This is a genomic window from Streptobacillus felis (assembly GCF_001559775.1).
In the GTDB taxonomy this organism is placed as follows: Bacteria; Fusobacteriota; Fusobacteriia; order Fusobacteriales; family Leptotrichiaceae; genus Streptobacillus; species Streptobacillus felis.
Genome location: NZ_LOHX01000032.1, coordinates 25,588 through 39,897, shown reverse-complemented (window position 1 = coordinate 39,897; position 14,310 = coordinate 25,588). Strand labels below are relative to the sequence as shown.

The following is a 14,310-nucleotide window of genomic DNA, read 5'->3' as shown; positions in this document are numbered from 1 at the left end:
TCTTTTGTAGTAATACTAATATTATTTCCACTAAGTATTGAAAAACTTGTATCTTTGTCTTCATTATCTACAAAACCTTTTAAAAGTATGTTTTCATTACTTTCTCCTAAGTAATCATCAGAATACTTTGAATACATTGCTTCTTTATTCTTATTCTTTATTTCTTCTATTCTTTCCTTACTTAAGATTTCACTCCCATTTAGATTGTAAAATATTCCAGCTTTTCCTGCTCTTTCCTTATTGTATTTTACATCTCCCCAATCTTTCCATACTCTCCAATCAAATTCAGTAGGGTCTATTACTACTACTTCATCATAAAAGGCTGAAAGAGCATTTATCTTTGCTTCATCTGTACTTGATAATATACCTGCATTATATGATCTATATGTTTCTTTTAATTTTGTTTTCCACTCTTCTATATTTTCTATTATGTTTCCATTTTTATCTTTGTATTTAACTATTGGATTTCCATAAGAATTCACCTTACCTATATTATTAAGGTTTTTACTTTCTAAATTTAAGATATTATCTGCATGTATTATTGCTCCACTTAGATTTGAGATATTTTCTTTAGCTTTTAATGATATATTATCACTTATTAATACATTTCCATCATTTATTATGTTTTTAGCTGATATATTTATATTATTATTTGATATTATTTTATCTCTATTTGTAAAATCTTCTTCTACCTTAACATTTAGATTATCTGTCTTTATTTCCTCTATTTTAGCTTGTGTCTTTGATTCTAATGTTAAATCTTTTGAAGTTATACTTTTAACTCCTATACCTGATTTTGTTGCTACTATCTTTACTACATCTCCATGTATAGAGCCTATGATATCTGCACTTAGCTTTATGCCTTCTTCTCCAGCATAAGTCATTACTTTTAATTCTTTTGCCTTTATATCTCCTTCTGATTTAAAGGTATTAGATATTATCTCTAAATTCTCATCTGTATTTAGTTCTTTTAGTGATTTAATTTCTCCTTTAGGTTTAGAATATGTAACATTACTATTTTCATCTATATCTACTTTACCAGTTGTTAAAGCCATATTATGTATATTTAAAAAACTTGCACCATCTAGTGTTATTCCATTAGGATTTGAAAGTATTACATCTAATTTATCTTTACTTAATGCTTCAAGTATTCCTTTTAGTTTACTTTCTTCTAATCCTGTTACATCTAGAAGTGCAAGTTTTGCTCTTGTATCTTTTATATTATTATTTCCATTTATTAATCCAGCTATTCTACTTCTTGCAATATTTTTTGCATTATTTATTACAGCACCTTTTTCACTTACATTAAATTCTTTAAAGGTTGAATGGCTTACACCTTTAGGACTTGGAGTTGAAATATTTATGATATCTACACCATTATTACTCTTTTCTACATATACATTAGTTTTTCCATCTACTGTTATGTTTGTATATGAAAAAAATGTAGTTAAAAATGTTAGAAAAGTTAATTTTAATGTATGTTTCATGTTGAAGTCCTCCTGTGTGTTATTAAATTAACTAATACTATCATTTTTTTGTACTTTTGTCAAGTAAAAAGGTGGTTATAAACCCACCATTTTACTTAGATTAATGGAGCAAAAATCTTCATTAATCTACCTATTAATTTTCTTGATAATTTATCTTCTCTTAAATCTCTATGTGTGAATATTTGTGATTTTTTAAATGTCTCAACAAAATCTTCTTTAATATCTTTAATTGCATCCATATTATACATATATACAGCATTTTCAAAATGATGATAAAGACTTCTATAATCAAGATTAATAGTCCCAACTACTGCTTTAATATCATCTGATATAAACATCTTAGCATGTACAAATCCTGGTGTATATTCATAAACTTTTACTCCAGCATCCATAAGTTCTGAATAATGACTATGTGCTAAAGCAAAAGGCATAGCTTGATCAGCTATATGAGGAAGTATTATTCTTACATCAACTCCCTTGCTTGCAGTAAATTTCATTGCTGCTGTTAATTCATTATCCATTATTAAATATGGTGTCATTATATATACATATTCCTTAGCGTTATTTAATATATCTATATATACATTTTTTCCTAAAAGTTCGTCATCAAAAGGTTCATCTCCATAAGGTATTATATATCCATCATTTTTAATATTATGAGGTATATCTAAATATTTAGAATATTCATTATTTTCATAATCAAAAATATTCCATGATTGTAAGAACATTAAAGTAAGAGTTTTTACTCCATCACCCATTATTCTTATTCCAGTATCTTTCCAATGACCATGTTTTACTATTTCATTAATATATTCATCAGCTAAATTAACTCCACCTGTAAATCCTATTTCACCATCAATTACCATAATTTTTCTATGATCCCTATTATTATAGTGTGTTGAAACAAAAGGTTTAACTGGAGAAAAAGTTTGTGCTTTAATACCATGCATAATTAATTCCTTAGGATAGTCTCTATCTAGAGTTGAATATTCACAAGTACCATCATACATAACCCTAACTTCAACACCTTCTAATACTTTTTCTTTTAGTATTTCTAATATAGAATTCCACATTTTCCCTTCTTCTATTATGAAATATTCAATAAATATGAATTTACGTGCATTTTTTAATGCTTCTAACATATCAAGGAACATATATTCGCCTAAAGAATAATATTTAACTTCACTATCTTGATATACGTTATATCCACCAGTTTTTTTAATATATCTCGAAATATTTCTTACTTCAAATAATTTATTATCTCTAATCTTATTTAATGTTTCTTGTTTTTGTACTAAAACATTCTTAGTTTGATTTTGTATTTCAACTATCCTTTTTTTCATAAGTCTACTTCCAAAATCAAGTTTAATAAACCAGTAAAGACAAATTCCAAATAAAGGTAAAAGTAATATTAATATTATCCAAACTAATTTAACATTTGCATTTTGTCTATTATTTATTAAATAAACTATCATTGAAAAACTTATTAATCTACTCCCACCAACTAATAGATACATATTTTTCCCTAACCACATTATTGACATTAAAACTATGACTATTTCTATTAATAGCAATACTGTAACTATTAAAGTTCTACTAAACACTAACTTTAAAAAACTTTTTTTACTTGTTTCTTTTATTGTAGACATTTTATTCTCCTTTTTCTTTTCATTATATCAAAAATCAACAAAAGGGGCAAATGCCCCTAATATTATTTTTTCTTAAGTACTAATGCAGATTGCATAGGCACTACTACTTTACCATCTTTCACTTCTAATTCTTCAAGCCCTTCAGCCTTAGCCTTATTTGCTTTAACAAGTACTATGTATTTACCATTTTCCACCTGAACTTCTTTATCTTTTCCACTAGCATTAAATATTATTACTTTATCTGCTTGTGTATATGCTATAATTTGATCCATAACTTTAATAGGTTTAATTGTTTTATTAACTTCTTCAAAAGTTTTTAAATTAAAGTCAGGATTAGATTTACGTATTTTAATTAATTCTCTTACTAAATCTATGCTAGCTGCATTTCTTCTTGCAAGTTCCCAATCAAGTCTATTTACTTCATCACTAGATTTATATGAATTTTCATCTCCACCTTTAGTTCTTAAAAATTCTTGTCCAGCATGAATAAATGGAACTCCTTGAGAAAGTAGAACTATAGTAGTTCCTAAATTGTGTCTTCTAGTTATAGTTGCTAAGTCTTCTGTATCATTAGTTCTACTAATTTGATCAAATAAAGTTAAATTATCATGCGCTTCAATATATTGTATTAATTGCATAGGAGATGTATATGTTCTCATACCTTCTCCCCCTTTTATTGAAGCAAAAAGTCTCTCTTCTTGTTTTAGGTTTCCACTAACAAATCCTTTTCCTATTTCTCCAAATGTAGAACCTTTTACTGCATCTCTAAAATCATCATTAAAGAAAGCTATCCCCTCAAGTTTATTTGCATTATTTTGACTTGCTTTCATTTCAGGATCTAATGTTCCCATATCCCATCCTTCACCTAGTATAAAGAAGTTAGGATTAATTTTTCTCATTTCATCTCTTAATTCATTCATAGTTTCAATATCAAGTATACCCATTAAATCAAAACGGAATCCATCTAATTTAAATGTCTTAGCCCAATATTTTGAACTATCTATTATGAATTTTTTAACCATTTTTCTTTCACTTGCAACATCATTTCCTACACCAGTTCCATTAGTTAAATTACCATCTCCATCATATCTATAGTAATATCCTGGAACTATCTTATTAAATGCATGTTCCCCAGCACTAAATACATGATTATACACTACATCCATAATTACACCTAAATTATTTTGATGTAATACATCTACTGTTTTTTGTAATTCTTGTATTCTTACATTAGGATCATATGGATTAGTAGCATAAGAACCTTCAACAGTATTATAGTTTACTGGATCATATCCCCAGTTATATCTTGCAAATTGATCAGTTTCATCTACTGAATATGAACTAAAATCATATATAGGTAATAACTGTACATGTGTTATTCCTAAAGATTTGATATAGTCTAATCCTGTAATTTGTCCACTAGCAGTTTTAGTTCCAGTTTCTGTTAAACCTAAGAACTTACCTTTATTAAGTATTCCACTTCCTGGATGTACTGATAAATCTCTTACATGTAATTCATATATTATTACGTCTTCTAAACTAGGATTTGCTACTTCTGATATAGTTGGATTAACAACCACAGATTTTTCACCATTTGCAGTAGTTGAATAAGTATAAGGATCATTTGTAACATTAACTTCTCCATTAACACCTACTTCAAATTGGTAAACAAGTCCTAATTTATCTCCAGATAAAGTTATAGAATAAACACCTTTATCTCCTAAAGTCATAGCTTCTTTTGTAACTTTATCTCCTTCATAAGTTAATAAGTTTACAAAATCTGCAGTTGGAGCCCATACTTTAATAGTAGTTTCTTCTTTAGTATATATAGCTCCTAGTTCTCCATCATATGCATAATAATCATCAAAACTCTTATCTCTAACTACACTTCCTAAATTTACTTTAGATTCTCCAAATGTAGCCATATTAATTTTACCATCTTTATTCTTTAAATCTAAGTCTTTATCAAAAACTATTTTGAATATATTTGTTTGCACTGCATCTTCTGTTAATGAAACTATTTCTTTAACTTTGTTATCATAACTTGCAGTTATACCTCTAGCAATTTCTTTTTCTAAATTGAAATTTTTATTTGTTTTTACCGTAATTGCATTCATTGCATCTATACTAGCACTTTCAATTGCTTTAGGCTTAGTTGCAGATTCTTCAGATTTATATATAGTCTTATCTTCTTGATTTATGAAAATATTTACATTTCCACTTTCATCTATCTTAGTAATTTCTCTTGCAACATCAACTTTTTTCTCAAAGAAAAACCACCATCTCTTAGTAATTTCAAAATTTAATTTAGTAATTTCTTTACCCTCATAATTACCTTTGGCAACAAATTTTTCTCCATCTTGCACTAATTTAATATATTTTGGTTTTTGACCTTCAGCCCAAACCTTTACCCTATATTTATTAGCATCTTTTTCAACAGGATAATATGAAATATCTAGATTAACATTATCAAATACTAATGGTGCTTTATCTGGATTTGAGTAATATGTGGTAACATCTTGTGATTTAACCCATATCTCAGCTTCACCATCTTCAATATTAATAAATCTATCTTCTCCAACATCTTTCTTTGACCAATCTGATAGTCTAACAATATATCCTACTTTTTTATGTTCTCCATCCAAAGTAATTTCAGCATATTTACCATATTCATCTTCTTTATCAAATGCATATGCATTACCATTACTTTTATCTGGCCATACCCATAAGTCCCATTCTAAATTCTCACTAGGTTGATAGTGAATTATAACTTTAGTACTTGCTGCAAATACAACTATTTGAACAAAAAGTAAAAAAGTGAATAATAATTTTCTAAATAGTTTATTCATATATACCTCCATTTCTTATTTAAAAGCTTTACATTTAAAACTATATACTAGTATTTACTAGCTTTATTTAGTCTTATTTTTTTCTATTTCTAGCATTTTTTCCCTATTTTTAGAATTTTTAGTACTTTTTTAGTACCTTTTTTGTATCTTAAAAACATTGATAAATTAAAAAAATTGTGTTACTAATTTTTATTATATAGTATACCATAAAATTTTAAAAAGTAATTATTTTTTTTATTTGTATTCAATATAAAATTTACTATATTGTTTTTTTACTGTTCCTATTTCAAATACTGATTTAATTTATTTGTGTATCAATTATAGGCTTTATTTTAAATATTAGAGGTATAAACACCCCACTTTTATTTTTATTCTTGTCTATGGGCTTTATTTGGCTTGCTATTCTATACATTTTATAATTATTGTATCTTGTTTTGTCTATCCTTGTTATGCAAACACTTTCATAAATACCTAATTATATTTTAACTGATTTCTTGTTTTTACAATTAATATTTGGTATAATAAAACAAATAGAGCTTTATTTTTTTATCATTGATATTAGTAGTATCAATAATAAGATCTTTAGAACCCTTTGGTAATCCCAAGGGGTTTTTCCTTTTATATAATCAAAAACACTTTACATATTTATGCAACCGATTACATAAATAGCTCAAAAAAAGATAGATTAATAAAATAATCTACCTTTATAACCTATTTAATTTTTAATAGCTTTAGCAGTGCATTACTTCTATTTTTTTCTTGTGTGCTTTCTAGCTTTAAATTAATCTTATCTAATTCTTCTTGTGTAAATTTAAAATTAAGGCTTTTATTTCTAACCCTACCCGTTGGCTTTCTTCCTCTAGTTTCCATAATATACCCCCTTTATTTTTTGTTTTTAAACTCTTTATATAAAACTATTCCTATAACTGTTAATGAAATAGTTATCATAAATACTTTAGTCATTTTGTATCACTCCTATTATTTGATTTTTTTTTAATATCATAGTATACTAAGGCTAGAGGGCTAACCCTCTAACCTTTTCACCTTATTTTAATAAGGCAATTAGTATTTGAAAAAGCATTAATAAGATTATAATTTTTGTTTCAAATGATATGGTATTAATTTTGTTTAATGCTTTTTTTATTTGTTTCAGTATACTACTAAACATTATCTTTTTCCCTCCTTTCTATACTTAGATTATACCATATACATTAATAAATGTAAAGACTTTTTTAAATAAAAACATTGATTTTTACTTGTTTTTTATACCATTATTTTTGTATATTGATTTTTATTTATAACATTAACAATAAATCTTGTTCTAATTTACTGTTAAATGTTTCTTGTTTCTTTTCTATCTTTTTCATAGCTTTAAAATTAGCTATGTTCAATTGTTTGCATTTTTCTTTGTCTAGCTCCTCATTAAACATATACTTAATTGTTATATCACTACTACCACTACAAATATTTATCAAATTAATATTGAAGTCATTTAAGGCATATTTTAGATCGTTGTTTTTTATGTTCTCGTTAATTGTTTTATCAATGTAAGTTTTTTTAAGTAGTTCATACCAGCTATTAAGGCTAGACAGTTCAAGGCTTTTATTTAACAAATTAATCAATCTATTTATTTCTTGTTTTTGATTTTCTAAACTTTCTTTATACTTTCCTTGCATATATTCTTTTTGCACTAAAAAATCAAAATGTTTTTTTGTTTTTTGTACTTTAACCCCTATATTAGCTAAAGGGCTATTATATAAACTTGGCATATAATCACTATCACTAATATTATTAATTTTGTAGTCTATTTCTTGTAATTCCTCCAAATAATCATTATATCTACTTAATAAGTATCTACCTATGTTTTTTGATTTTTTAGCTTGTATCAGTTCTTCAACTACCATTTATGCACCTACTTTATATCAAATATTAGCTATTGTTAGATTTTAACCTTTCTTAATTGTTTTCAAATATTCATTATATGCTTTACTTTCTTCACTGTTTAAAACTTTATACCCTTTCACACTTGCTATTATTTCCATTAATGCAATATCATTAATTAAGTTTGTTGTTTGCTTTCCACTCCATTTTGTTAATAGTTCCTTTTTGTTCTTTATACCATTTTTTATATATTTTGTATATTTATTTGTTTCTATTCCTCTTCTTTTTTCATTTCTAGGCACATTGTATAAATATTCAAGTATATCAATTAAAACTATCAACCTTGTATTATTTTCATTGTATACCCTTAATATATCTACATTACCACCATAACCGACTTTAATTAATTGTCTTGCTTGTTCTATTTCATTACTTTTTATAATCATATATTTTTTTATCCTTTCATTTTTATATATTTGTTTTGTAAATGATTAACTATTAAAATCATTAATAATGTTAATATATCTCTATTTTGCTCTAAAACACCCCTAATTTTAAAATCTTATTGTTTTTGATAAATTATAAGGCTATAGGCTAAAATTTTAAAATTAAGCTATAACATGGGCTTGATTTTAGAGTTCTATCAACTTTCATATACATTACCAAAATATTTAATTGTTTCCCGTTCCATTTCTCTAATTTTCTCGCAATATTCATTAAATTTATAATTGTACCCTATGTCGTGAATTTTTATAAATAAGTTTCTTAACTTTGCATCTTTTAAATTATCAATAGTTATTATTATTTGTTTATCTTCCACTTTATAACCTAACAATTTAATTAGATAATATATGAATAATTCATATTCCAACGGCGTATCAGCTCTAACTATAAAAATATATTTTTCATACAAATGGTATAAGTCAATTAGATTGATTATATTATCATTACCTACCCTAATAACTCCATCTACTTTTTTTAGTTTGTTTAATATTTCATAATTCATTTTTATTTACCACCCTTTACTCGCATAGGTAAGGGGAATTTCTCTAAAGTATTGAGTTGATGCGGTCTATACCCCCTACATATCTAAACTTTTTACACCACCCCCCCTACCCCTATGCATTCCATAACATAACCCTATTGCAGTATATAAAAATTTTTTTTATTTTCCTTTAACTTCTAGTAAATACCTCTTTAGAGTTGATAAAAACTTTTTTGCAACCGTTAATCAAAAACACCGTACCCCTTAAATGTATATCCCCATATTTTTTTCTTATTTGCTCCATCCCTAAAACTCCACAAATTTTAGAGTCTTCACTGTCCATATTGTCTACATACTCCATACACTCCATAATATCTAAAAAGAAATACATAAACAAATCATAAGGTAACGCAACTGTATTTACCTCGGTATTTTCAAAATAGCTTTTATAGTCCTCATATAATTCTTTAAACTTTATTTTTTTTACTTTACCTTTTTCAAAATATTCAACTATACCATTATGGTATCTTAGTTTGTTCATTGTTTTGAATATATCTTCCATTTTCCCCTACTTTCTATTGTCATTTTATTTTTTGTTATTCATTAGGTTACACATAAGTTACACATAAAATTATAAGTGTAACCTATTCTAGATATGATTTTTACTAGTTTTGTTTTTATTTATGTTACAGTTACACATATTTTTTACAAAACTTTTTATATATATTACTATATGTCTTTACTTTTTTTTATTTTTTCTTATCTACTTTTATTAAAAATAAGTGTAACAAGTGTAACATATATAATCTAACTATGATTTTTACTGACTTAATTAGGTTACACTTACAAAAAAATAAGTGTAACCTAAGTGTAACAAGTGTAACCATTATTTTTTTAATATTATTTTAATTCACTTATTAACAAAAACCCTTTTTAATTCTCCATTTATTCTTTTAGGCTCAGTCGTTAAACTTAAATACTTTATAAACCTTTTTGTAAATGTTGAGCGTTCTAAACTTTTAAAACCGTAATCATTACAATAGCTAGTATAATTGTAATATACTGTAAAAGGCTCACAATCTAAATAATCTAAATTATCTTCATTTAGATACTTGATAAAACTTTTAACACTATCACTATCAATAATGTATTGATTACTTAGTTCTAATACTTCCTTAGGCTCTCGCATTTGTCCGTTGTGTCTTAGTATGTCCCTCATACCATCAATTGCTAACCATAACACATAGCTTTTAGCATCTTCAGTTGTTAACTTTTTAATAAGTCCTATATCTCTTTTACTTTCTTCAATGTACGCATTACAAGGAATACCACGCACACGCCGTGCAATTCCTCCTGACTTATCTTTGAAGTTAGGCATATCATTACAAGCAAATATTAAACTAGCTTGATTTTTGAAAGTCTCAGGAGTGCTATACAAGGCCCTAACTGTTAAAGCATTACCAGATACTACCATTTTAAAACTTTTAGACTTTTCTATATAAGTACTGTCTATATCATCCCCTAAGTTTACTAATTTATTGTTTAATTGCATAAGGTAATCACTTCTATTTAATTCTTCTAAGTCTAGAGTAAATGATACATTATTAAATACACTTCTAATAATTTCAAAAAATGTACTCTTTCCATTTGCTCCACTATCTCCGATAAAGAAAAAAGCAAATTGAGGCATATTATTAGTAATTAAAATGTGTCCTAATATTCTTTTTAAATACTCAACCATTTGCAAATCACCACACATAAACCATTTTAAAAACTTATCTACATCTTCACTATAGGCGTTAGGATTATATGCAACATCTAAGTAATATGGGGTAAACTGTTCACTTTTATACTTTATTACCTCACCTTTTTGAGTTACTGCATAACCATTATTAAAAACAATAGGCAAATCACTTTTTATATCAATTTCATTATATGTTTTACCTAATTGATGTTTTAGTTCCTCGTCTTCTCTTTTTGTTAATTGTAACCCTATTTCTTTAGCTAAATAGGTATATAATAAACCTATATCATTTGTAAAAGCTCCATTGATTTTAAAGTATAAACTGCCGTTATATCTTGTTACTTTTAACTCTTCTTGTAAATAGTCGCTAAGTTTAAATATATCTAGTTTTTGATTTCCATTTTTTGTTGTACTAAAAAACTGTTTATTACTTCCATTTACTTTATCTAGTTCCTTACTCATTACACTTTTAACAATGTTGTCAACCTCTTTAGGTTCTAAAGTTTCAATCATATAACTATTTATTGTATGGGCTAAAAATGTCAACTCTTCCACATTATCAAATACTTTGTTGTATGTCCATCTTGCATTACCTAAATGTTTAAAAAGTTCACTATTTCTTGACCCCTCGTTCAAGTTCACTATTTCTTGTTGTCCCTTAAATACTAATGGCATTAACTGAATAGGTATAATAGGCAAGTTATCTAGTTCAATGTCGCTTAATACCTCCCTAACTACTCCATTAAGTTTAATTATAATATATTGTTTTTTGTTATCTTGTCCCGTTTTATAATCTACCTTACAACCTAATACTGTCATAATACCACTAACATTGTTGAACTTAAAATCTTTAAAATAACCCTCATTAGGTAATTGATAATATAAGTGTACCCCTCTAGTTGTTTTAATTGCTCGTGGTATTTTGTACCGGTTATCTTTTTTATTCAGTTCAATATGTTTTTTTAATATGTCTAGTGCTATGTCTCCCCTACTATCAAAGTCAACTACAATAATATTGTTAGGTAATATCAACCCTATATTGTCCCACTTTTTAGCTACTTCAATATTATCCGTTGTGTATTTTGTATTTTCATATTTACCACAAGGGCTTTTATCATTATTCAATTTTATATATTTCAATTTCAATCTTCCACCTCCATTTTTTATATTTTATTTATTAAAACGATTTTAATTAAAGACTTAAACTTTTATTGTTTTTTTGTCTCGTGTATAGTAAATTCAATTTTTACCTTATTGTGGATTTTTCCACAACGATTGTTGATTTTTCCACAATGTTTTGTTGTTGATTTTTCCACAACGATTGTTGATTTTTCCACAATATAACCCTTTTTTGAACTACATAATATAAAAATCAAAAGTTCTATATATCAGGTGTTTTATTCTAACATATTCAAGTTTATCAAGTTCCCGAACGGCTTTCATTGTTGTACTCCTATCTATTTTCAAATATTCACTTATCTTTGTAATATTTAACCGTTCTATCTTTTTTCTATATTTATATTTATTCACTAAATAACAATAAACTATAAAAGCAGTCTTAGACATTTCTTTTTTTGATACCCTAAATAATAAATATTCTATAATATCATTATCTAAAATTATTTTATTATGTTCCACTTTTTGCACCCCTTTCATTTATATTGACTTGCTTTTTTACTGTTGCTTGTGATAAAATCTAATTAGCTAGATTAGATTTTAGACTACTTTAGTACTGATACCACAAGCACGGTAAAAGTATCTTAAGGTAGTCTTTCCTTTTATAAAGAGTTGTACGCCGTCAATTTTAGCTAGTTCATTAGCTTTCTTGATAAATTTACAAGCCGTTGAGGGACTACACCCTAAAAACTTTGTTATAAACTCATAACCTATAATCTTATCTTTTTCACAATAATTAATATCTATACTATCTAACATTGTTAACACTCCCTTTTAATTTCCAAAGTATTTTACATAATTTTCATATATTCTATTACCGTTTAATTCTTCCTTAGTACCATCCTCGTGTTCAATAAATCTAATACCTTTATTAAAATATAGATCATAAAATATTTTGGCAATTTTTCTTTTTGCTTTTATACTCTTAATATCTTTTATTTTTTTCATTTTATATCCTTTCATTAATAACATAACAAACTATTAAAGTGTTGTTCACTCATTTTCAAAAACTCTTTTATTTTAAATATTTGATTAGTTGTTATATTTCTGGTTAATAATAAAAATTCTAATTCTTCTACATCTACCCCTAAAAAGTTAGCTAATTGAAAAAAAGTTTTTCTACTATTTAAACAATATACTTTTAATGAAAAAAGTTTTTTTCTCTTATTTTTTTAATCTCTATTTCTAACTGTTCCACGCTTTACAACTCCTAATTTATATTTTAAGTATTTTAATTGTCTTTCTTTTTCTTGAATATTGCTTTCATATTCACATATGTTTAATGTTTCTTGGTGTCCTATTTCATAACCTACAGTAGCATATATTGACCCTAATAACTCAATAAAGTTATTTATATCAATATTACCGTTTAAATACTCTTTTTTTAGATTAGGTACTACATCTTTTAGTCCATCAGTTCCCTTAATATCAAGTTTTAAAGCTAATGGTAATTGATTTTCTATTAGTTCCTTTAATTCCTCTTTTAGTACTTGTAATTCTTTTTCTAATCTATTTATTTTTGATTGTTTATTATATTTCATTTTTATATACTCCTATTCTTTAATATTTTACCCCTACAAGCTTTAAGATCAGTTTTAGGCTATATTTACCCCTAAATACTAATTAAACTAAAATATGGGCTTTTAATTTCAAAATTATTTATATTTTTAGTTCTAATACTAGCAAATCCTTTTCAATATTCTTTGATAAGTCCATCAGTATAGCAAATGCATCATAATCTAATTGCACGCCGTTAGTTATCTCGCTAGCTTTATCTATCAGTTTTAATAGTGCTTGTAATTTAGTATGATTGGCGTATATTTTTTCAAAAAGGCTTTTTCTAAGGCCCGCGTTTAAAATTTCCTTGTTATTACTTTCCATTGTTTCAACTTCTCTTAATTCCATTGGTAATCACTCCTTTATATTTTTATACTGATAAATTTTTCAAAATTCTTTTAACATAATCATTTACTAAATAATCAACTAATATTGCTTTAGTTGTGTTAAGTCTTTTTGCTTTCTTCTCTAGTACTGTATTAACATTTTTATCTATTTCAATGTTATAAAAAGTATAAACTTTTAAAACTTTGTCTTTTATCTCTAAACCGTTTATATTACTTGTTAAGTTCATACATAAAGATAATATGATTATATTGTTAATACTTACATTAACTTTATTTGATAACAGCTTTATATTGTTAATTGTATTTTGTTCTAGTTCTATTCTTGCTATTACTCCCACTTTATAACCTCCTAAACATTTTCAATATTTTCTAATTGTTTTAACTTTTTCTTTACATACTTGTTTACTATTCCATTAATTAACTTGTTTTTACTTGTTCCCTTTTCTTTGCTTTCTCGTTCTAGTAATAAGTTAATATTAGGCTTGATTTTTAAAAGTATTCTTTGCATTTTTCTACCCCTTTCATCGACATATTTTATATGTTATTATGTTTTAATGATATCATAGCATATTTTTTATGTCAATACACTTTTTTTATTTTTTATGGTATGATATAAAAAATATATCAACTATAAG

The 14,310-nt window shown here is 25.9% G+C and carries 16 protein-coding genes; all 16 read right to left on the bottom strand.

Annotated features, from left to right (window positions below; translation table 11 throughout):
• On the bottom strand, positions 1 to 1,487 hold a 1,487-nt coding region (locus tag AYC60_RS00605; RefSeq protein ID WP_156447614.1), incomplete at its 3' end, for a filamentous hemagglutinin N-terminal domain-containing protein.
• Positions 1,488 to 1,582: 95 nt separating this feature from the next.
• The gene (cls, locus tag AYC60_RS00600; RefSeq protein WP_067320017.1) at positions 1,583 to 3,136 is read right to left on the bottom strand and encodes a cardiolipin synthase; all 1,554 of its coding nucleotides are present in this window, start codon (positions 3,134 to 3,136) and stop codon (positions 1,583 to 1,585) included.
• Positions 3,137 to 3,198: 62 nt separating this feature from the next.
• Complete coding sequence (gene pulA, locus AYC60_RS00595; protein WP_067320014.1) at positions 3,199 to 5,985, bottom strand: type I pullulanase; 2,787 nt, start codon at positions 5,983 to 5,985, stop codon at positions 3,199 to 3,201.
• Between the two features lie 711 nt (positions 5,986 to 6,696).
• Complete coding sequence (locus AYC60_RS08465; RefSeq protein ID WP_156447613.1) at positions 6,697 to 6,855, bottom strand: hypothetical protein; 159 nt, start codon at positions 6,853 to 6,855, stop codon at positions 6,697 to 6,699.
• Between the two features lie 425 nt (positions 6,856 to 7,280).
• Positions 7,281 to 7,889 carry a hypothetical protein gene (locus AYC60_RS00590; protein WP_067320011.1) on the bottom strand — a complete coding sequence of 203 codons (609 nt, stop codon included), beginning with the start codon at positions 7,887 to 7,889 and terminating at the stop codon, positions 7,281 to 7,283.
• A gap of 42 nt (positions 7,890 to 7,931) precedes the next feature.
• Complete coding sequence (locus tag AYC60_RS00585; protein WP_067320008.1) at positions 7,932 to 8,312, bottom strand: hypothetical protein; 381 nt, start codon at positions 8,310 to 8,312, stop codon at positions 7,932 to 7,934.
• Positions 8,313 to 8,509: 197 nt separating this feature from the next.
• Positions 8,510 to 8,872 carry a hypothetical protein gene (locus AYC60_RS00580; protein ID WP_067320006.1) on the bottom strand — a complete coding sequence of 121 codons (363 nt, stop codon included), beginning with the start codon at positions 8,870 to 8,872 and terminating at the stop codon, positions 8,510 to 8,512.
• Positions 8,873 to 9,041: 169 nt separating this feature from the next.
• Complete coding sequence (locus AYC60_RS00575) at positions 9,042 to 9,413, bottom strand: hypothetical protein (protein WP_067320004.1); 372 nt, start codon at positions 9,411 to 9,413, stop codon at positions 9,042 to 9,044.
• Positions 9,414 to 9,761: 348 nt separating this feature from the next.
• Positions 9,762 to 11,741 (bottom strand): phage/plasmid primase, P4 family, encoded by a 1,980-nt coding sequence (locus tag AYC60_RS00570; RefSeq protein WP_067320001.1) that lies wholly within the window; start codon positions 11,739 to 11,741, stop codon positions 9,762 to 9,764.
• 210 nt (positions 11,742 to 11,951) lie between these two features.
• On the bottom strand, positions 11,952 to 12,233 hold the full coding sequence (locus AYC60_RS00565; protein ID WP_067319998.1) for a MarR family transcriptional regulator: 282 nt from the start codon (positions 12,231 to 12,233) through the stop codon (positions 11,952 to 11,954).
• Between the two features lie 78 nt (positions 12,234 to 12,311).
• Entirely contained in the window at positions 12,312 to 12,530 is a 219-nt protein-coding gene (locus AYC60_RS00560; protein WP_067319996.1) for a hypothetical protein, read from the bottom strand.
• Positions 12,531 to 12,545: 15 nt separating this feature from the next.
• Positions 12,546 to 12,719: a hypothetical protein gene (locus AYC60_RS08460; protein WP_156447611.1), complete on the bottom strand. Its 174-nt coding sequence runs from the start codon at positions 12,717 to 12,719 to the stop codon at positions 12,546 to 12,548.
• Between the two features lie 224 nt (positions 12,720 to 12,943).
• Positions 12,944 to 13,312, bottom strand: a complete 369-nt coding sequence (locus AYC60_RS00555) for a hypothetical protein (RefSeq protein WP_067319993.1) — start codon at positions 13,310 to 13,312, stop codon at positions 12,944 to 12,946.
• A 118-nt stretch (positions 13,313 to 13,430) separates the two neighbouring features.
• Positions 13,431 to 13,676 carry a hypothetical protein gene (locus AYC60_RS00550; RefSeq protein ID WP_067319991.1) on the bottom strand — a complete coding sequence of 82 codons (246 nt, stop codon included), beginning with the start codon at positions 13,674 to 13,676 and terminating at the stop codon, positions 13,431 to 13,433.
• Between the two features lie 22 nt (positions 13,677 to 13,698).
• Positions 13,699 to 14,013 (bottom strand): hypothetical protein, encoded by a 315-nt coding sequence (locus AYC60_RS00545; RefSeq protein ID WP_067319988.1) that lies wholly within the window; start codon positions 14,011 to 14,013, stop codon positions 13,699 to 13,701.
• 11 nt (positions 14,014 to 14,024) lie between these two features.
• Positions 14,025 to 14,183, bottom strand: coding sequence for a hypothetical protein (locus tag AYC60_RS08455; protein WP_156447610.1), 159 nt, complete (start codon positions 14,181 to 14,183; stop codon positions 14,025 to 14,027).
• Positions 14,184 to 14,310: the final 127 nt, after the last annotated feature.